This is a genomic window from Enterobacter cloacae complex sp. 397G4, assembly GCF_050031515.1.
GTDB classification, from domain to species: domain Bacteria; phylum Pseudomonadota; class Gammaproteobacteria; order Enterobacterales; family Enterobacteriaceae; genus Enterobacter; species Enterobacter hormaechei_C.
Map to the genome: position 1 here is coordinate 1,673,704 of NZ_JBLGWE010000001.1, position 20,082 is coordinate 1,693,785.

Consider the following 20,082-nt stretch of genomic DNA (forward strand, 5'->3'; position numbering starts at 1 on the left):
TACTTTGCAGGTGACGTTATAAGAAATTAGACCTCTGCATGTTACACGCGAGCAAAAATAAAGGCGACCAGTGGCCGCCTTTATTTACGTTTGTTACTGACTTGTAAAGATTATTTACCTTGTTCAGCCAGTCCGTCCAGATAGCGTTCTGCGTCCAGCGCGGCCATACAGCCGGTGCCCGCAGAGGTGATCGCCTGACGATAAATATGGTCCATCACGTCGCCAGCTGCGAAGACACCCGGAACGCTGGTCTGGGTGGCGTTGCCGTGAATGCCAGACTGCACTTTGATGTAGCCGTTCTCCAGCTCCAGCTGGCCTTCAAAGATAGCCGTGTTCGGGCTGTGACCGATTGCCACAAACAGGCCTGCCACTTCCAGCGTTTCGACGTTATCGGTGTTCTGGGTATCACGGATACGCAGTCCCGCCACGCCCATCTGATCGCCAGTCACTTCTTCCAGCGTACGGTTGGTATGCAGCACAATGTTGCCGCTCGCCACTTTGTCCATCAGGCGTTTAATCAGGATCTTCTCCGCGCGGAAGGTGTCGCGACGGTGAATCAGGTGTACTTCTGAGGCAATATTTGCCAGATACAGCGCTTCTTCCACAGCGGTGTTGCCGCCGCCGATAACCGCAACTTTCTGGTTGCGATAGAAGAAACCGTCGCAGGTCGCGCAGGCTGACACGCCGCGGCCTTTGAACGCTTCTTCAGACGGCAGGCCGAGATAGCGGGCAGAGGCGCCGGTGGCGATGATCAGCGCATCGCAGGTGTATTCGCCGCTGTCACCCGTCAGGCGGAACGGACGGTTCTGCAAATCCACTTTATTGATGTGGTCGAACAGGATTTCGGTTTCGAATTTGGCGGCATGCTCGTGCATGCGCTCCATCAGCAGCGGCCCGGTCAGGTCGTTCGGGTCGCCAGGCCAGTTTTCCACTTCCGTGGTGGTGGTCAGCTGACCGCCTTTTTCCATCCCGGTGATCAGTACCGGTTGCAGGTTAGCGCGTGCAGCATAGACCGCTGCGGTATATCCCGCAGGTCCAGAACCAAGGATTAGCAGCTTACTGTGTTTGGTCGTGCCCATGAGATCCCCATTGTTGTTGGCAGGCAATGGGCTGGATTGTAGGGAATTTGTTGCCGTAAAAAAAGAGCAGGAGAGTTTTGCTTCCGATATATGCAATAGACGCGCCCTATAGGTCAGAGGCGGTCACATCACTTCTGCTACTGAAAACCGCGCGTTTATAAGGCAATAAAATGAGGATTAATACCCCTCCGTAATGAATATCCGGCATGTTGTACTAAAAATCGATGTTTTGCTTTGACAATCCCCTGCGCTTTTGCGAAAACATTCAAGGAAGAAAAAAAGACGCACGAACTGCATGCCGCATAGACATGCACGGAAATGCCATTTTTACCGGGTCAGTGAAATCTACGCATGGTGTGGACAGACGCCATACGTGATGTCTGTGACTGCTTTCGGGCAACGGTCTTCTTACCGCAGAACCCGAATCTACATCGCGTCTAATACATAACCAGGCGATGTGATGAATAACGGGTCCAGGCTCTGAACAGTGATGTGCACAGGGTCCAGGCAGGAGTAGGGAAGGAATACAGAGAGACAATAATAATGGTAGATAGCAAGAAGCGCCCTGGCAAAGATCTCGACCGTATCGATCGTAACATTCTTAATGAATTGCAAAAGGATGGGCGTATTTCCAACGTCGAGCTTTCAAAACGTGTGGGACTTTCCCCGACGCCGTGCCTTGAGCGTGTGCGTCGACTGGAAAGACAGGGTTTTATTCAGGGCTATACGGCTCTGCTGAACCCGCATTATCTGGATGCCTCACTTCTGGTATTTGTTGAGATTACTCTGAATCGTGGTGCACCAGATGTGTTTGAGCAATTTAACGCCGCTGTACAAAAACTTGAAGAAATTCAAGAGTGTCATCTGGTTTCCGGTGATTTTGACTACCTGTTGAAAACCCGTGTGCCTGATATGTCCGCCTACCGTAAGCTGCTGGGTGAAACCCTGCTGCGTCTGCCAGGCGTGAACGACACCCGTACTTATGTGGTGATGGAAGAGGTCAAACAGAGCAATCGTCTGGTTATTAAGACGCGCTAACACGGAACAGGTGCAAAATCAGTGTAGTTTGATTACACTCCTGTTAATCCATACAGCAACAGTGCCGGGGAGTCCCGGCGCTGTTGTCCGTTTTAGCACACAGGCAGGACATGCCTGATACCTGGAGAGCCTTTCTTGAGCCAGGAATACACTGAAGACAAAGAAGTCACATTATCTAAGCTAAGCAGCGGACGTCGTCTCCTTGAGGCGTTACTGATTGTTATTGCCCTTTTTGCCGTCTGGCTGATGGCTGCCTTACTCAGTTTCAACCCCTCAGATCCCAGCTGGTCGCAAACCGCATGGCATGAGCCTATCCATAATTTAGGCGGCGTTCCCGGTGCCTGGCTTGCGGACACGCTCTTCTTCATTTTCGGTGTGATGGCCTATACCCTTCCCGTCATCATTATTGGCGGATGCTGGTTTGCCTGGCGTCATCGACAGAACGACGACTACATCGATTATTTTGCCGTTTCGCTGCGCCTGATTGGCGCCCTGGCGCTGATCCTCACCTCCTGCGGACTGGCGGCGATCAACGCCGATGACATCTGGTACTTCGCCTCAGGCGGGGTGATTGGCAGCCTGTTGAGCTCCGCGCTGCAACCGATGCTTCACAGCAGCGGCGGCACGCTGGCGCTGCTTTGTATCTGGGCAGCGGGCCTGACGCTGTTTACCGGCTGGTCCTGGGTGAGCATTGCCGAAAAAATCGGCAGCTTTATTCTGACTCTGCTGACGTTTGCCAGCAATCGCACCCGTCGTGACGATACGTGGGTCGATGAAGACGAATATGAAGATGAGTACGAAGAGGAAGACGAGGCACCTGTGCAGCGTCGTGAATCCCGCCGTGCCCGTATTCTGCGCGGTGCTCTGGCGCGCCGCCAGCGCGTTGCTGAAAAATTCGCTAACCCGTTAGGCCGTAAAACGGATGCCGCGCTTTTCTCCGGCAAACGTATGGATGAAGAGGAGCAGATTGAGTATCGCGGCGCGGCCGTCGATCCTGATGATGTGTTGTTCTCTGGTCATCGAGCTACGCCGGGTGAGTATGATGAATACGATCCGCTGTTGCATGGTCATTCCGTGACTGAACCGGTAGCCGCTGCTGCTGCCGCAACGACGGCTGCGCAGGCCCATGTTGCGCCTGTTGAAGCCGTGATGCCGTCCTCGCCTGTTCCGGCACCGGAGTCCGCGATCCAGCAACCGCAGGTGGACTGGCAGACTGCGCCAGGCGTCCATACGCCTGAACCGACCATTGCGCCGGAGCCTGAAAGCTATATTCCTGTGCAGCAGGAACAGTGGCAGCAACCGTATCAGCCGCCTGAGCCTGCCAGCGAGCCGCAACAGCCGTATCAGGCTTATACGCCCGAACCTGCTGAACCTGAACAGCCATACGTTGCGCCGTTGTCTGAACCCGAAGTGGTGGAGGAAGCGAAGCCATCCCGTCCGCCATTGTACTATTTTGAAGAGGTGGAAGAGCGCCGTGCCCGAGAGCGCGAGCAGCTTGCCGCCTGGTATCAGCCCGTGCCTGAGCCGGTGCAGGAGCCTGTTGTAAAAGCGCCTTCTGCGAGCGTTGCACCTGTAGATCCAGCGCCAGCCGTTGCGTCAGGAGCGGAAACCGTGAAGCAGGCAACGGCAGCCGCTGCCGCGTCCGCTCCGCTATTCAGCCCGGCAACCGACGGTGCGCCGCGTCCTCAGGTAAAAGAGGGCATTGGTCCACAATTGCCGCGCCCTAATCGCGTGCGCGTACCGACGCGCCGGGAGCTGGCCTCTTATGGCATTAAACTGCCTTCCCAGCGTATGGCGGAAGAAAAAGCCCGTGAGTCCGACTACGAAGATGATGCCGACGAACTGCATCAGGATGAGCTGGCGCGTCAGTTTGCCGCCCAGCAGACTCAACGCTACGGGAATGAGTACCAACACGATGTTCATTCTCAGCAGGAAGAAGATCATGCTGCCGAAGCGGAATTAGCGCGTCAGTTTGCGGCCACGCAGCAGCAACGTTATTCCGGTGAGCAGCCTTCGGGGGCAAACCCGTTCTCGCTCTCGGATTTTGAATTTTCACCGATGAAAGATCTGGTGGATGACGGTCCGAGCGAACCGCTGTTCACGCCGAGCGTGATGCCGGAAGCGGAACCGGTGCGTCAGGCGCCAGCGCCGCAGGTTAATGCGCAGCCACAACAGCCAGCGCCGCAGGCTTATGCGCAGCCGCATACACCGCCGGCCCAACCGCCGCAGCCGCAGTTCCAGCAGCCAGCACCACAGCCGCAGGAAAGCCTGATTCACCCGCTGCTGATGCGTAACGGAGACAGCCGTCCGCTGCAACGACCAAGTACGCCGTTGCCGTCGCTGGATCTGTTAACGCCGCCGCCAGCGGAAGTCGAACCGGTGGATACTTTTGCTCTTGAGCAGATGGCCCGTCTGGTGGAAGCGCGTCTGGCTGACTTCCGTATTAAAGCGGACGTGGTGAACTACTCCCCTGGCCCGGTGATCACCCGTTTCGAACTGAACCTGGCGCCAGGCGTAAAAGCGGCGCGTATTTCTAACCTGTCCCGTGACCTGGCGCGTTCTCTGTCGACCGTGGCGGTACGCGTGGTGGAAGTGATCCCAGGTAAGCCTTACGTTGGCCTTGAGCTGCCAAACAAGAAACGCCAGACCGTTTATCTGCGTGAAGTTCTGGATAACACCAAATTCCGCGACAACCCGTCCCCTCTCACCGTGGTGTTGGGTAAAGATATCGCTGGCGATCCGGTGGTTGCCGATCTCGCGAAGATGCCGCACCTGCTGGTTGCGGGTACCACCGGCTCCGGTAAATCGGTCGGGGTGAACGCCATGATCCTCAGTATGCTCTACAAAGCGCAGCCTGAAGATGTGCGTTTCATCATGATCGACCCGAAAATGCTTGAACTGTCCGTCTACGAAGGCATTCCGCACCTGTTAACGGAAGTGGTGACCGACATGAAGGACGCCGCCAACGCATTGCGCTGGAGCGTCAATGAAATGGAGCGTCGCTACAAGCTGATGTCGGCGCTGGGCGTGCGTAACCTGGCCGGTTATAACGAGAAAATCGCTGAGGCGGCACGTATGGGCCGTCCGATTCCGGACCCATACTGGAAGCCGGGTGACAGCATGGATGCCCAGCATCCGGTGCTGGAAAAACTGCCTTACATCGTGGTGCTGGTGGATGAGTTCGCCGACCTGATGATGACCGTTGGCAAGAAAGTGGAAGAGCTGATTGCGCGTCTGGCACAGAAAGCGCGTGCGGCGGGGATCCACCTGGTGCTGGCAACGCAGCGTCCGTCCGTAGACGTTATCACCGGTCTTATTAAGGCAAACATCCCGACCCGTATCGCGTTTACCGTGTCGAGTAAAATTGACTCGCGTACTATCCTGGACCAGGGTGGTGCAGAGTCGCTGCTGGGGATGGGTGATATGCTCTATTCCGGCCCGAACTCCACCTCGCCGGTGCGTGTCCACGGTGCATTTGTTCGCGACCAGGAAGTGCATGCGGTGGTGCAGGACTGGAAAGCGCGCGGTCGGCCGCAATACGTTGACGGCATCACCTCCGACAGTGAAAGCGAAGGTGGCGGCGGTGGTTTTGACGGCGGCGAAGAGCTGGATCCGTTATTTGACCAGGCGGTTAATTTCGTTACCGAAAAACGTAAGGCGTCCATCTCCGGCGTCCAGCGCCAGTTCCGTATTGGCTACAACCGCGCGGCGCGTATTATCGAGCAGATGGAAGCCCAGGGTATTGTGAGCGAACAGGGGCATAACGGTAACCGTGAGGTGCTGGCGCCACCGCCGTTTGATTAACCTTCAGCGATTGCAAAGAAGGGTAAATCAGCAAAAATTAAGCATATTCTTCTGTCGCCTGCCTTCGGGCAGGTCCAGAATAGAAACGGAACCCCCATATCGGGAAGACGTATTTTAAGGAATAACAATGAAAAAAATCGCCATCGCCTGTGCATTACTCTCCAGTTTTGTTGCCAGCAGCGTCTGGGCTGATGCAGCCAGCGACCTTAAAAGCCGACTGGATAAAGTGAGCAGCTTCCACGCCAGCTTCACGCAAAAAGTGACTGACGGCAGTGGCAACGCGGTGCAGGAAGGTCAGGGGGATTTGTGGGTGAAACGCCCGAATCTCTTCAACTGGCACATGACCCAGCCGGATGAAAGCGTGCTGGTGTCTGACGGGAAAACCTTATGGTTCTACAACCCGTTTGTTGAGCAGGCGACCGCCACCTGGCTGAAAGACGCGACCAGCAATACGCCGTTTATGCTCATTGCCCGTAACCAGTCCAGCGACTGGCAGCAGTACAACATTAAACAAAACGGTGATGAGTTCGTCCTGACGCCAAAAGGCAGCAACGGTAACCTGAAGCAGTTCACCATTAACGTGAGCAGCAACGGTACCATTAATCAGTTCGGTGCGGTTGAGCAGGACGATCAGCGCAGTAGCTATCAGCTTAAGTCTCAGCAAAACGGCGCTGTAGATGCTTCGAAATTCACCTTTACCCCGCCGCAGGGCGTAACGGTGGACGACCAACGTAATAAGTAAGAGGCATGAGTGAGCAACCTGTCGCTCGATTTTTCAGATAATGCGTTTCAACCTCTGGCCGCCCGTATGCGGCCAGAAAATTTAGCGCAGTACATCGGCCAGCAACACCTGCTGGCTGCGGGGAAACCCTTGCCGCGCGCTATTGAGGCGGGGCATCTGCACTCCATGATCCTCTGGGGGCCACCCGGCACCGGCAAAACAACCCTCGCTGAAGTGATCGCCCGCTATGCTAACGCGGACGTTGAGCGCATCTCGGCGGTTACCTCAGGCGTGAAGGAGATTCGTGAGGCGATCGAGCGCGCGCGGCAAAACCGTAATGCCGGGCGCCGCACCATTCTTTTTGTTGATGAAGTCCACCGCTTCAACAAGAGCCAACAGGATGCGTTTCTGCCGCACATTGAAGACGGCACGATTTTCTTCATCGGCGCAACCACGGAAAACCCGTCGTTTGAGCTGAACTCTGCGCTCCTTTCCCGCGCCCGCGTTTACCTGCTTAAATCCCTGACCACAGAGGATATCGAAAAGGTTCTGACCCAGGCGATGGAGGACAAAGCGCGGGGTTACGGCGGACAGGATATCGTTCTGCCGGACGACACGCGTCGTGCGATCGCTGAACTGGTCAACGGCGATGCGCGTCGGGCGCTGAATACGCTGGAAATGATGGCCGATATGGCCGAAGTGGATGATGCCGGAAAGCGGGTGCTAAAGCAGGAGCTGCTGACCGAAATAGCCGGTGAACGCAGCGCGCGCTTCGATAATAAAGGCGATCGTTTTTACGACCTGATCTCTGCATTACATAAGTCCGTGCGCGGCAGCGCCCCGGATGCGGCGCTCTACTGGTACGCGCGTATCATTACCGCCGGTGGCGATCCGTTATATGTCGCGCGTCGCTGCCTGGCCATCGCGTCAGAAGATGTCGGTAATGCCGATCCACGCGCCATGCAGGTCGCTATTTCCGCCTGGGACTGCTTTACCCGCGTCGGACCCGCGGAAGGTGAGCGTGCCATTGCGCAGGCAATTGTCTATCTGGCCTGCGCGCCGAAAAGTAACGCGGTGTATACCGCCTTCAAAGCGGCGATGTCAGATGCACGTGAACGTCCGGACTACGATGTGCCGGTTCATCTGCGCAATGCGCCAACCAAATTGATGAAAGAGATGGGTTACGGGCAGGAGTATCGCTACGCCCATGATGAACCCAATGCCTACGCCGCCGGCGAGGAGTATTTCCCGCAGGAGATGGCACAAACCCGCTATTATCACCCCACAAACAGAGGTCTTGAGGGTAAGATTGGCGAAAAGCTCGCCTGGCTTGCCGGACAGGATCAAAATAGCCCTATAAAACGCTACCGTTAGTTCAATCGTTGCGGTAATGTTGGCAATATATCTCTGTGGCCGCAGGCTGTGGTCACTTTTTCCTTTTTTAATTCGATAAGCACAGGATAAGCATGCTCGATCCCAATCTGCTGCGTAATGAGCCAGACGCAGTCGCTGAAAAACTGGCACGCCGGGGCTTTAAGCTGGATGTAGATAAGCTGCGCGCTCTTGAAGAGCGTCGTAAAGTTTTGCAGGTACAAACTGAAAATCTGCAAGCAGAGCGTAATTCTCGATCGAAATCCATTGGCCAGGCGAAAGCGCGCGGGGAAGATATTGAGCCATTACGCCTGGAAGTGAACAAACTGGGTGAAGAGCTGGATCAGGCGAAAGCTGAACTGGATGTTCTTCAGGCTGAAATTCGTGATATCGCTCTGGCGATCCCGAACATTCCTGACGACAGCGTGCCTGTCGGCAAAGACGAAAACGACAACGTTGAAGTGAAACGCTGGGGCACACCTCGCGAGTTTGACTTCGAGGTGCGCGATCACGTCACGCTGGGCGAAATGCATGCGGGCCTGGACTTTGCGGCTGCGGTTAAGCTGACGGGTTCTCGCTTTGTGGTCATGAAAGGTCAAATTGCCCATCTGCATCGCGCTCTGGCGCAGTTCATGCTGGATCTGCACACCGAGCAGCACGGCTACAGCGAAACCTACGTTCCGTATCTGGTTAACCACGATACGCTGTACGGTACCGGCCAGTTGCCGAAATTTGCCGGCGATCTGTTCCACACCCGTCCGCTGGACGAGGAAGCAGACAGCAGCAACTACGCACTGATCCCAACCGCGGAAGTGCCGCTGACCAACCTCGTGCGTGATGAGATCATCGACGAAGACGATCTGCCAATCAAACTGACCGCGCACTCTCCATGTTTCCGTTCTGAAGCCGGTTCTTACGGTCGCGATACGCGCGGTCTGATCCGTATGCACCAGTTCGATAAAGTTGAGATGGTGCAGATCGTTCGTCCGGAAGAGTCTATGGACGCGCTGGAAGAGATGACCGGTCATGCTGAGAAAGTGCTTGAGCTGCTGGGCCTGCCGTACCGCCGTATGGCGCTGTGCACCGGCGACATGGGCTTCGGTGCCTGCAAAACCTTCGACCTTGAAGTCTGGGTGCCTGCGCAGAACACCTACCGTGAAATCTCCTCCTGCTCCAACGTCTGGGATTTCCAGGCGCGTCGTATGCAGGCGCGTTGCCGCAGCAAATCTGACAAAAAAACCCGTCTGGTTCATACCCTGAACGGTTCTGGTCTTGCAGTAGGCCGTACGCTGGTTGCTGTGCTGGAAAACTACCAGCAGGCTGACGGACGCATTGAGATCCCTGAAGTGCTGCGCCCTTACATGAAAGGCCAGCAGTTCATCGGCTAATTATTTGCTCTAAGACAAAAAAGCGCCTCAGGGCGCTTTTTTTATGCCTCTGATTTGATACGAAGCAATAACCCCTCCCTCTAAAGTAGTAATACTCCTCCGAACGAAAGTCAGCATAAAACACTGATAACCAAAAATATCGTTATACATAAAACTATATAGCGGTGTATGCCGCCCTTTATTTCTTTGTGAGCAACCAAAGTGAGTCTTTATGAAAATCAAAGCGCCTGAAGCGTTAATGGCTGCCGAGGTCACTCGCCGTGGGTTGATGAAAACCACGGCAATAGGCGGTCTGGCGGTTGCCAGCAGCGCCTTTACGCTCCCTTTTACCCGTCTGGCGTCGGCGGCGGAGGCTCTGTCTCCCGCTTCAGCCCCGGAAAAAGTGGTGTGGAGTGCCTGTACCGTTAACTGTGGTAGCCGTTGTCCTCTGCGTATGCATGTTGTGGACGGTGAAATCAAATATGTCGAAACAGACAATACCGGCGATGATAACTACGAAGGGTTACATCAGGTTCGTGCCTGTCTGCGTGGCCGTTCAATGCGCCGTCGCGTTTATAACCCGGATCGTCTGAAATACCCAATGAAGCGCGTCGGTAAGCGTGGGGAAGGGAAGTTCGAGCGTATTAGCTGGGACGAAGCCTACGATATTATCGCGACTAACATGCAGCGCCTGATCAAAGAGTATGGCAACGAATCCATCTACCTCAACTACGGCACCGGGACGCTGGGCGGTACCATGACCCGCTCCTGGCCGCCGGGTAAAACGCTGGTGGCGCGCCTGATGAACTGCTGCGGCGGCTATCTCAATCATTACGGCGATTACTCTTCCGCACAGATTGCTGCGGGTCTGAACTACACCTACGGCGGCTGGGCAGACGGTAACAGCCCGTCGGATATCGAAAACAGTAAACTGGTGGTGTTGTTCGGTAACAACCCAGGCGAAACCCGGATGAGCGGCGGTGGGGTAACCTATTATCTTGAGCAGGCGCGCGCCAAATCCAACGCACGTATGATCATCGTCGATCCGCGCTATACCGATACCGGCGCGGGACGTGAAGACGAGTGGATCCCTATTCGCCCTGGTACCGATGCGGCGCTGGTCAATGCGCTGGCGTATGTGATGATCACTGAAAACCTCGTCGATCAGCCGTTCCTTGATAAATACTGCGTTGGTTATGACGAGAAGACCCTGCCAGCCAGCGCACCGGCTAACGGGCATTACAAAGCGTACATTCTTGGTCAGGGCAGCGACGGGGTAGCGAAAACCCCTGAGTGGGCATCCACCATTACCGGCATTCCAGTCGAGCGTATTGTTCAGCTGGCCCGTGAAATTGGTTCAGCAAAACCGGCTTATATCAGCCAGGGATGGGGACCACAGCGTCACGCGAACGGCGAAATTGCCACCCGCGCTATTTCTATGCTCTCGATTCTGACTGGCAACGTTGGTATTCACGGCGGTAATAGCGGGGCGCGTGAAGGCTCGTATGAAGTCCCGTTTGAACGTATGCCAACGCTGGATAACCCGGTTCAGACCAGCATCTCCATGTTTATGTGGACGGACGCGATCGAGCGCGGCCCGGAAATGACCGCGCTGCGTGACGGTGTTCGAGGCAAAGATAAGCTGGACGTGCCGATCAAAATGATCTGGAACTATGCCGGTAACTGCCTGATCAACCAGCACTCTGAAATCAACCGCACCCATGAAATTTTGCAGGACGACAAGAAGTGCGAAATGATTGTGGTGATCGACTGCCACATGACCTCATCGGCGAAGTATGCCGATATTCTGCTTCCAGACTGCACCGCGTCTGAGCAGATGGATTTCGCGCTGGATGCCTCCTGCGGCAACATGTCCTATGTGATCTTCACTGACCAGGCCATCAAACCGCGCTTCGAGTGCAAAACCATCTATGAGATGACTTCCGAGCTGGCGAAACGTCTTGGCGTTGAGCAGCAGTTCACTGAAGGACGTACTCAGGAAGGGTGGATGCGCCATCTGCACGAGCTCTCACGCAAAGCCATTCCTGACCTGCCGGACTTCGATACCTTCCGCAAGCAGGGCATGTACAAGCAGCGCGATCCCGAAGGGCATCACGTGGCGTATAAAGCCTTCCGCGACGATCCGCAGGCCAATCCGCTGACCACGCCCTCGGGCAAAATCGAGATCTACTCCGAAGAGCTGGCAAAAATTGCCGCAACGTGGGAATTGCCGGAAGGGGACGTTATCGATCCGCTGCCGATTTATACGCCAGGCTTCGAAAACTACAACGATCCGCTGACGGCGAAATTCCCGCTTCAGTTGACCGGTTTCCACTACAAAGCGCGTGTTCACTCCACCTACGGCAACGTTGACGTACTGAAAGCGGCCTGCCGACAGGAGATGTGGATCAACCCGATGGATGCGAAAGCGCGCGGCATCAGTAATGGCGATCGCGTACGTATCTTCAACGGACGTGGCGAAGTGCATATCGAAGCTAAAGTGACTCCGCGTATGATGCCTGGCGTTGTCGCGCTGGGGGAAGGGGCCTGGTATAACCCGGATGCGAACCGTATCGATCAGGCGGGCTGCATCAACGTTCTCACTACGCAGCGTCCGTCGCCGCTGGCGAAGGGCAACCCATCCCACACAAACCTCGTTCAGGTTGAAAAGGCGTAAGGAGTAACCGATGACAACCCAGTATGGATTTTTTATTGATTCCAGCCGCTGCACCGGGTGCAAAACCTGCGAGCTGGCCTGCAAGGATTACAAAGATCTGACCCCGGACGTTAGCTTCCGTCGTATTTATGAATACGCGGGCGGCGACTGGCAGGAGGACAACGGCGTCTGGCATCAGGATGTCTTCGCCTATTACCTGTCGATTGCCTGCAACCACTGCGAAGATCCGGCCTGCACCAAGGTCTGCCCGAGCGGGGCAATGCACAAGCGCGACGACGGTTTTGTGGTGGTGGACGAGGATGTCTGCATCGGCTGTCGCTACTGCCACATGGCCTGCCCGTACGGCGCGCCGCAGTACAATGCCGCCAAAGGCCACATGACCAAGTGCGACGGCTGCCACAGCCGCGTGGCGGACGGCAAAAAGCCCATCTGCGTCGAATCCTGCCCGCTGCGCGCGCTGGACTTTGGCCCGATTGAAGAGCTGCGCAAAAAACACGGTCAGCTTGCTGCCGTCGCGCCGCTGCCGTCTGCGCACTTCACGAAGCCGAGTATTGTGATTAAACCTAACGCCAACAGCCGTCCGACGGGTGACACCACCGGCTACCTGGCAAACCCGAAGGAGGTGTGAGATGGGAAGTGGATGGCATGAATGGCCGCTGATGATCTTCACGGTCTTTGGGCAGTGCGTGGCGGGCGGGTTTATCGTCCTTGCGCTGGCGCTGTTAAAAGGGAACCTCAATGCTGAACAGCAGCAGCGTTTGGTGTTAAGCATGTTTGGCCTGTGGGTGTTGATGGGCATTGGGTTTATCGCCTCTACGCTGCACCTGGGCTCACCGATGCGCGCGTTCAACTCCCTGAACCGCGTAGGTGCCTCTTCGCTGAGTAACGAGATTGCCAGCGGGGCAATCTTCTTTGCCGTTGGCGGGCTGGGGTGGTTACTGGCAGCGGTGAAAAAGCTGCCGTCAGGGTTACGCGCGTTGTGGCTCATCGTCACCATGGTACTGGGCGTTGTCTTCGTCTGGATGATGGTCCGGGTGTACAACACCATCGATACCGTTCCGACCTGGTACAGCGTCTGGACGCCGATGAGCTTCTTCCTGACCATGTTTATTGGCGGGCCGCTGCTGGGTTATCTGCTGCTGCGTGTGGCTGGCATTAATGGTTGGGCGATGCGCCTGCTGCCCGCGGTCTCGCTGCTGGCGCTGGTAATCAGTACAGTTGTCGCGCTCATGCAGGGAGCGGAGCTGGCGACCATTCACAGCTCTATCCAGCAGGCTTCGGCGCTGGTGCCGGATTACGGTTCGCTGATGGCCTGGCGTGTGGTGCTGCTGACGGCGGCGCTGGTGTGCTGGATTGCCCCTCAGCTTAAAGGTTACTCGCCTGCGCTGCCGTTACTGTCCCTGGCCTTTGTGCTGGTGCTGGCAGGGGAGTTAATTGGTCGCGGCGTATTTTACGGTCTGCATATGACGGTCGGTATGGCTATCGCCAGCTAATTTTAGATTTTGTTATAAAAAGCCGGGACATAGTGCCCGGCTTTTCTTTTTTCATTCATGAAATTTTTCGACTGATGTTTCGTTGTAAAAATTCCCGGAAATAAATAAAAACAAATAGATAATTAATATCAGTAACAGGCTTTGCATTAGCAGGATGAGTTTTTTAAATCGACAAGGCGCATAACGTGCGTGACGCCTGAACCGGTGGATTGACTTTGTTTTTGCCAGTGGCATGATGCGCACGAAATCTGAACTTCCTCACGGTTTTTAATCCATGACCACCTATACCCGCCCGGTGCTTTTGTTGCTCTGTGGCCTGCTTTTGCTGACCCTGGCGATCGCGGTGTTAAACACACTCGTCCCGCTATGGCTCGCCCATGAAAACTTACCGACCTGGCAGGTGGGTATGGTTAGCTCGTCCTTTTTTACGGGCAATCTGCTGGGCACCTTATTAACGGGCAGCCTTATTAAGCGCTTTGGTTTTAACCGCAGTTATTATCTGGCGTCGCTGATCTTTGCCGTCGGCTGCGCCGGTTTAGGCCTCATGGTCGGCTTCTGGAGCTGGATGGTCTGGCGCTTTATTGCGGGCGTCGGCTGCGCCATGATCTGGGTGGTGGTTGAAAGTGCGCTAATGTGCAGCGGAACGTCCCGTAATCGCGGGCGTCTGCTGGCGGCCTATATGATGGTTTACTACGTCGGTACCGTTCTGGGACAGCTGATGGTCAGCAAACTGCCAACCGACCTGATGAGCGTGCTGCCGTGGGTGACGGGCATGGTTCTGGCGGCGATCCTGCCGCTGCTCTTTACCCGCATTGTGAATCAAAACAGCGAGCATCAGGAAGCTACCCACGTCTGGCCGATGCTGAGACTGCGCCAGGCGCGTCTGGGGGTTAACGGCTGCATTATTTCCGGGATTGTGCTGGGCTCGCTCTATGGCCTGATGCCGCTCTATCTTAACCATCAGGGCGTCAGTGATTCCGGGATCGGTTTCTGGATGGCGGTGATGGTCAGCGCGGGGATTGTCGGGCAGTGGCCGATTGGCCGCCTGGCGGACCGCTTTGGTCGTCTGCTGGTGCTGCGCGTCCAGGTTTTCGTGGTCATCATGGGCTGTCTCGCCATGCTCAGCAACGCCGCAATGGCGCCTGCGCTGTTCATTCTGGGAGCTGCGGGCTTTACGCTCTATCCGGTCGCGATGGCCTGGGCCTGTGAGAAAGTTGAGCATCACCAGTTGGTTGCAATGAACCAGGCTTTGTTGCTGAGTTACACCATCGGCAGTTTACTGGGTCCGACGTTTACCGCTATGCTCATGCAAAATTATTCTGACAATCTGCTGTTTATCATGATCGCCAGCGTGTCGTTTATTTATCTGTTAATGCTGCTGCGCAAAGTGGGCGAACATCCAACGCCAGTGGCCCATGCCTGACTTATTAAAAGCCTGTCGATGACAGGCTTTTTTGTCCCTGTCACATATAAGACTTTTACTTATTGTGAGTTTTTACTGCCTGGCGATAATTCAAATGAGTTCTACCACTAAAAGGCAGCAATCATGTCTACTCGTCGTTTTTCCACTACCGCACTTGCCGTAGTGTTGGCTTTAACGTTTGCAACGGCTCCGGCCATGGCTAATCCAGGAAACGGGAATGGCGGTGGTCACGGAAACGGTGGCGGACAAGGTAATAGCGGCAATCATGGTAACGGGAACGCTGGTAACCATGGTAATAAACACAATAACGGTCAGGATAACCCTGGGAAATCGGATAAGAGCTTTAAAAACAGCAAAGATGTCGGTAATGATGTGGATGCTCGCGTGAGCTTTGATCATGCCCGCCATCTGGCACTGAATTACGGCTTAACGGGCTACGACTCTCTGCCTCCGGGAATTGCGAAAAACCTGGCGCGCGGTAAGCCACTGCCGCCGGGCATTGCGAAGAAAACCGTGCCAGCCGATATGCTGGGTCAGCTTCCTTCCTATCCGGGCTATGAATGGCGCGTGGTAGGTGACGACCTGGTCTTAATTGCGCTGAGTACGGCGATTGTGACTTCCGTTATTAATGGCGTCTTTAAATAGAATATAAAAAGGCCCGGTTTTCACCGGGCCTTTTCGTTAATACATGACCTTGTGGCCATACTGCTCAAGAATACCTTTGACGCGCTCCATCGTCTCTTTTTTCGGCGGCTTCACGCCATCGAGTTTGTACTCTTCACCCATCGCCACCCATTTATGTTTACCCAGCTCGTGATAGGGCAGGAGTTCAATTTTCTCCACGTTACCCATATCCCGGGTAAATTCACCCAGACGATGTGCAGAGTCATCATCATCTGACCAGCCCGGCACCACCACGTAGCGGATCCAGGTCTTGACGCCTTTGTTGGCAATGTATTTGGCAAATTCCAGGGTACGGTGGTTTGAAACGCCAACCAGATTCTGGTGGATCTCATCGTTCATCTGCTTGAGATCGAGCATGACCAGATCGGTCACTTCAAGCAGTTCATCAATAACCGGATCGTAACGGCGCACAAAGCCGTTGGTGTCGAGGCAGGTATGAATGCCTTCTTTGTGGCAGGCGCGGAACCAGTCGCGCACAAATTCAGCCTGAAGAATGGCTTCACCGCCGGATGCCGTCACGCCACCGCCGGACGCGTTCATGAAGTGGCGATAGGTCACCACCTCTTTCATCAGATCCTCAACGGTGACTTCTTTACCGCCATGGGTGTCCCAGGTGTCACGGTTATGGCAGTACAGGCAGCGCATCAGGCAGCCCTGGAAGAAAGTGATAAAGCGGATCCCCGGGCCATCGACGGTGCCACAGGATTCAAAGGAGTGAATGCGACCAATAATTGACATTGCGGTGATATCTCCGAATTTGGCCCATCCGGGGGCCTATGTAGATGCACAGCTCAAAGGCTATGTCGAGTCTGTTTTGGCTGTTATCCATTAAGTATAGATAGCGGACAAAAGAGACTGATAAAGCGAGGGTGTTAAAAAGGCCCCACTTGCGTGGAGCCTTTATTGTACGCTTTTTAACGCGTGATTTCAGTCAATTCCACTTACATGGACTGAGTGAAAGTACGGGTAATAACGTCCTGCTGCTGTTCTTTCGTCAGGGAGTTAAAACGTACTGCGTAGCCAGATACGCGGATGGTCAGCTGAGGATATTTCTCAGGGTGTTCCATCGCGTCGAGCAGCATTTCACGGTTCATCACGTTCACGTTCAGGTGCTGACCACCTTCGATGGACGCTTCGTGGTGGAAGTAACCATCCATCAGACCCGCCAGGTTAGTTTTACGCACTTCGTCGTCTTTACCCAGCGCGTTTGGCACGATAGAGAAGGTGTAAGAGATACCATCTTTCGCGTAAGCAAACGGCAGTTTAGCAACGGAGGTCAGAGAGGCAACCGCACCTTTCTGGTCACGACCGTGCATTGGGTTAGCACCTGGGCCGAATGGCGCGCCAGCACGACGACCGTCTGGGGTGTTACCGGTTTTCTTACCATACACAACGTTAGAGGTGATGGTCAGAACAGACTGAGTCGGGATAGCGTTACGATAGGTAGTGAGTTTCTGAATTTTCTTCATGAAACGTTCTACCAGGTCAACCGCCATGTCATCAACGCGAGCGTCGTTGTTACCAAACTGCGGATATTCGCCTTCGATTTCGAAGTCGATAGCCAGACCATCTTCGTCACGAATTGGTTTAACTTTCGCATATTTGATTGCAGACAGGGAGTCAGCAGCAACGGACAGACCTGCGATACCACACGCCATGGTGCGAACGACGTCACGGTCGTGCAGCGCCATCAGAGAGGCTTCGTAGCTGTACTTGTCGTGCATGTAGTGGATAACGTTCAGCGCGGTCACGTACTGTTTAGCCAGCCAGTCCATGAAGTGGTCCATGCGCTCCATGACTTCGTCATAGTTCAGCACGTCGCCTTTGATCGGTTCAGACTTAGGACCAACCTGCATTTTCAGTTTTTCATCAACGCCGCCGTTGATTGCGTACAGCATGGTTTTCGCCAGGTTTGCACGCGCACCGAAGAACTGCATTTGCTTACCAACAACCATTGGACTTACGCAGCAAGCGATAGCGTAGTCATCGTTGTTGAAGTCAGGACGCATCAGGTCATCGTTCTCGTATTGCAGAGAAGAGGTGTCGATGGACACTTTAGCGGCGAATTTCTTGAAGTTCAGAGGCAGTTTTTCAGACCACAGAACGGTGATGTTCGGCTCCGGAGAAGGACCCATGGTGTACAGGGTGTTCAGGAAGCGGAAGCTGTTTTTGGTTACCAGAGTACGGCCGTCTACGCCCATACCGCCGATAGATTCGGTTGCCCAGATTGGGTCACCAGAGAACAGCTCATCATATTCTGGGGTACGCAGGAAGCGAACCATACGCAGTTTCATGACCAGGTGGTCAATCATTTCCTGAGCGTCTTGTTCGGTGATTTTGCCTGCTTTCAGGTCACGTTCGATGTACGCATCCAGGAAGGTGGATACGCGGCCGAAGGACATTGCTGCACCGTTCTGAGACTTAACAGCGGCCAGGTAGCCGAAGTAGGTCCACTGGATAGCTTCCTGAGCGTTGGTTGCAGGACCAGAGATATCGCAGCCGTATTTAGCAGCCATCTCTTTGATCTGACCCAGCGCACGGTGCTGTTCAGCGATCTCTTCACGCAGACGGATAGTCGCTTCCAGGTTTACGCCGTTTTCCAGGTCAGACTGGAGAGAGACGAACTGTGCGTATTTGTCTTTCATCAGGAAGTCGATACCGTACAGCGCAACGCGACGGTAGTCACCGATGATACGGCCACGGCCATAGGCATCTGGCAGACCGGTCAGAACGCCAGATTTACGGCAGTTCAGAATGTCTTTGGTGTAAACATCGAATACGCCCTGGTTATGGGTTTTACGGTATTCGGTGAAGATTTTTTTCAGCATTGGGTCCAGCTCGCGGTTATACGCTTTGCAGGAACCTTCAACCATTTTGATACCACCGAACGGGATGATTGCGCGTTTCAGTGGTGCTTCAGTTTGCAGACCAACGATTTTCTCAAGGGCTTTGTTGATGTAGCCAGCATCGTGAGAAGTGATGGTAGAAGCAACGGAGGTGTCAAAATCAACTGGCGCGTGAGTGCGGTTTTCCAGTTTAACGCCTTCCATTACGCTGTCCCACAGCTTGGTGGTTGCGTCAGTCGCACCAGCCAGGAAGGATTCGTCACCTTCATACGGGGTATAGTTTTTCTGAATGAAGTCACGGACGTTGACTTCATTCTGCCAGTCACCTTTCGTAAAACCTTCCCAGGCTGTGGCTAACTTTTCATTAAGCTCGGACATGTAACACCTACCTTCTTAAGTGGATTTTTTATTTACTGCCTGAGACAACCATTAATGATGATCGCCGCCACGCAGGTAAATGACCCAGTATGTCAACCCAACTAACAGACCCCCACCGATAATGTTCCCGATAGTGACGGGGATCAGGTTATCAGTAATGAAGTTCATAATAGTCAGGTGTGAAAAACTTTCCGGGGTTGAACCTACAGCAGTCCAGAACTCCGGGCTTGCAAAGTTGCGGATAACAATCCCCATCGGGATCATGAACATATTCGCAATACTGTGCTCAAAGCCGCTGGCAACAAACATCGCAACCGGCAGAACCATAATCATGGCTTTATCCATCAGGCTACGACCAGAGTAGCTCATCCAGACCGCCAGGCAGACCATCAGGTTTGCGAGGATGCCGAGAGCAACAGCTTCGATAAATGTATGGTGCATTTTGTGGTCGGCGGTTTGCAGGACGTTAAGCCCCCAGCCGCCGTTGGCAGTCATATACTCGCCAGAGAGCCACATCAACAGAACAAAGAGCAGACAGCCAATCAGGTTGCCAACGTAAACGTTGAGCCAGTTGCGCCCCAGTTGACCCCAGGTAATTCTTCCGCTGGCTTTTGCCACCACAATCAGCACCGTTGAGGTGAAGAGGTCGGCGCCGCAGATGACGCAGAGAATCAGGCCCAGTGAGAAGCAAATACCACCAATCAGTTTCGCTATGCCGAAAGGCATCCCGGCAGTGCCGGTGGTGGCTGTGATATAGAAGACGAAAGCGATGGAGATGAACACCCCAGCCGTAATGGCCAGAAAGAACGTCGTCATCGGATGTTTCGTGGCTTTGTAGACACCCGCTTCTTCGGCAACTTTCGCCATCGCAGCGGGGAGTAATAGATCAAAAGGGTTGTCAGCTTTCACACTAACTCTCTCTTTATTAAGTCGGCGACGAGATACTAACAAAGCATTATAGAAGAGAAATTGATATAGATCATATCTCGCCTGGCTTATAGGCCCGCAGTGTGTATGGTTTTACAGCAAAAGCGGAGTAAGTATTTGATTATCCGTATAAAAATAAATTTTAAAAGTTATGAAAAGAGTTGAATTTTTTCCTTCAGCCTCCCGTGGAACAGTTAATTAAAATGGAGTATTTATTATAATTAGTAACAGTAAAGCTCAGGTAAGCGTTTTTATATTTACCCGTGGTTAACTT

14 protein-coding genes are annotated in these 20,082 nt (G+C 54.2%); 10 read left to right on the plus strand and 4 right to left on the minus strand.

Going from position 1 to position 20,082, the window contains the following annotated elements:
* Positions 1-110: 110 nt before the first annotated feature.
* Positions 111-1,079: a thioredoxin-disulfide reductase gene (gene trxB / locus ACQG1Y_RS07905; protein ID WP_003858303.1), complete on the minus strand. Its 969-nt coding sequence runs from the start codon at positions 1,077-1,079 to the stop codon at positions 111-113.
* A 543-nt stretch (positions 1,080-1,622) separates the two neighbouring features.
* On the opposite strand from trxB, the gene lrp reads away from it, so the two are divergent.
* From lrp to ACQG1Y_RS07955, 10 genes are all read left to right on the plus strand, one after another.
* Positions 1,623-2,117 (plus strand): leucine-responsive transcriptional regulator Lrp, encoded by a 495-nt coding sequence (lrp, locus tag ACQG1Y_RS07910; protein ID WP_000228469.1) that lies wholly within the window; start codon positions 1,623-1,625, stop codon positions 2,115-2,117.
* 135 nt (positions 2,118-2,252) lie between these two features.
* Positions 2,253-5,921 carry a DNA translocase FtsK 4TM domain-containing protein gene (locus ACQG1Y_RS07915; RefSeq protein WP_063866906.1) on the plus strand — a complete coding sequence of 1,223 codons (3,669 nt, stop codon included), beginning with the start codon at positions 2,253-2,255 and terminating at the stop codon, positions 5,919-5,921.
* Between the two features lie 127 nt (positions 5,922-6,048).
* Positions 6,049-6,663 (plus strand): outer membrane lipoprotein chaperone LolA, encoded by a 615-nt coding sequence (gene lolA, locus ACQG1Y_RS07920; RefSeq protein ID WP_003858270.1) that lies wholly within the window; start codon positions 6,049-6,051, stop codon positions 6,661-6,663.
* Positions 6,664-6,672: 9 nt separating this feature from the next.
* Positions 6,673-8,016 carry a replication-associated recombination protein RarA gene (rarA, locus tag ACQG1Y_RS07925; protein ID WP_006809396.1) on the plus strand — a complete coding sequence of 448 codons (1,344 nt, stop codon included), beginning with the start codon at positions 6,673-6,675 and terminating at the stop codon, positions 8,014-8,016.
* Between the two features lie 92 nt (positions 8,017-8,108).
* The gene (gene serS, locus ACQG1Y_RS07930; RefSeq protein ID WP_003858266.1) at positions 8,109-9,401 is read left to right on the plus strand and encodes a serine--tRNA ligase; all 1,293 of its coding nucleotides are present in this window, start codon (positions 8,109-8,111) and stop codon (positions 9,399-9,401) included.
* Between the two features lie 211 nt (positions 9,402-9,612).
* Positions 9,613-12,057 carry a dimethylsulfoxide reductase subunit A gene (gene dmsA / locus ACQG1Y_RS07935; RefSeq protein WP_015570977.1) on the plus strand — a complete coding sequence of 815 codons (2,445 nt, stop codon included), beginning with the start codon at positions 9,613-9,615 and terminating at the stop codon, positions 12,055-12,057.
* Positions 12,058-12,067: 10 nt separating this feature from the next.
* The gene (locus ACQG1Y_RS07940) at positions 12,068-12,685 is read left to right on the plus strand and encodes a DMSO/selenate family reductase complex B subunit (protein WP_017384835.1); all 618 of its coding nucleotides are present in this window, start codon (positions 12,068-12,070) and stop codon (positions 12,683-12,685) included.
* 1 nt (position 12,686) lies between these two features.
* Complete coding sequence (locus tag ACQG1Y_RS07945; RefSeq protein ID WP_017693703.1) at positions 12,687-13,550, plus strand: dimethyl sulfoxide reductase anchor subunit family protein; 864 nt, start codon at positions 12,687-12,689, stop codon at positions 13,548-13,550.
* A 274-nt stretch (positions 13,551-13,824) separates the two neighbouring features.
* Complete coding sequence (locus tag ACQG1Y_RS07950; protein WP_003858254.1) at positions 13,825-14,973, plus strand: MFS transporter; 1,149 nt, start codon at positions 13,825-13,827, stop codon at positions 14,971-14,973.
* Between the two features lie 123 nt (positions 14,974-15,096).
* On the plus strand, positions 15,097-15,618 hold the full coding sequence (locus ACQG1Y_RS07955) for an anti-virulence regulator CigR family protein (protein WP_017384833.1): 522 nt from the start codon (positions 15,097-15,099) through the stop codon (positions 15,616-15,618).
* A gap of 36 nt (positions 15,619-15,654) precedes the next feature.
* Here the strand turns inward: ACQG1Y_RS07955 and pflA are convergent, their stop codons facing one another.
* The 3 genes from pflA to focA form a co-directional block, all read right to left on the minus strand.
* Positions 15,655-16,395, minus strand: a complete 741-nt coding sequence (gene pflA, locus ACQG1Y_RS07960) for a pyruvate formate lyase 1-activating protein (RefSeq protein WP_003858250.1) — start codon at positions 16,393-16,395, stop codon at positions 15,655-15,657.
* Positions 16,396-16,598: 203 nt separating this feature from the next.
* A complete protein-coding gene (gene pflB, locus ACQG1Y_RS07965) occupies positions 16,599-18,881 on the minus strand; it encodes a formate C-acetyltransferase (RefSeq protein WP_015570975.1) in 2,283 nt (760 codons plus the stop codon).
* 51 nt (positions 18,882-18,932) lie between these two features.
* Positions 18,933-19,790 (minus strand): formate transporter FocA, encoded by an 858-nt coding sequence (gene focA / locus ACQG1Y_RS07970; protein WP_017384832.1) that lies wholly within the window; start codon positions 19,788-19,790, stop codon positions 18,933-18,935.
* Positions 19,791-20,082: the final 292 nt, after the last annotated feature.

Excerpts from the sequence above, each read along its gene's own strand:
- ACQG1Y_RS07950 (WP_003858254.1), top strand. The coding sequence starts at position 13,825 with ATGACCACCTATACCCGCCCGGTGCTTTTGTTGCTCTGTGGCCTGCTT.
- lolA (WP_003858270.1), top strand. The coding sequence starts at position 6,049 with ATGAAAAAAATCGCCATCGCCTGTGCATTACTCTCCAGTTTTGTTGCC.
- serS (WP_003858266.1), top strand. The coding sequence starts at position 8,109 with ATGCTCGATCCCAATCTGCTGCGTAATGAGCCAGACGCAGTCGCTGAA.
- trxB (WP_003858303.1), bottom strand. The coding sequence starts at position 1,079 with ATGGGCACGACCAAACACAGTAAGCTGCTAATCCTTGGTTCTGGACCT.
- dmsA (WP_015570977.1), top strand. The coding sequence starts at position 9,613 with ATGAAAATCAAAGCGCCTGAAGCGTTAATGGCTGCCGAGGTCACTCGC.
- ACQG1Y_RS07945 (WP_017693703.1), top strand. The coding sequence starts at position 12,687 with ATGGGAAGTGGATGGCATGAATGGCCGCTGATGATCTTCACGGTCTTT.
- lrp (WP_000228469.1), top strand. The coding sequence starts at position 1,623 with ATGGTAGATAGCAAGAAGCGCCCTGGCAAAGATCTCGACCGTATCGAT.
- ACQG1Y_RS07955 (WP_017384833.1), top strand. The coding sequence starts at position 15,097 with ATGTCTACTCGTCGTTTTTCCACTACCGCACTTGCCGTAGTGTTGGCT.
- ACQG1Y_RS07940 (WP_017384835.1), top strand. The coding sequence starts at position 12,068 with ATGACAACCCAGTATGGATTTTTTATTGATTCCAGCCGCTGCACCGGG.
- pflB (WP_015570975.1), bottom strand. The coding sequence starts at position 18,881 with ATGTCCGAGCTTAATGAAAAGTTAGCCACAGCCTGGGAAGGTTTTACG.
- pflA (WP_003858250.1), bottom strand. The coding sequence starts at position 16,395 with ATGTCAATTATTGGTCGCATTCACTCCTTTGAATCCTGTGGCACCGTC.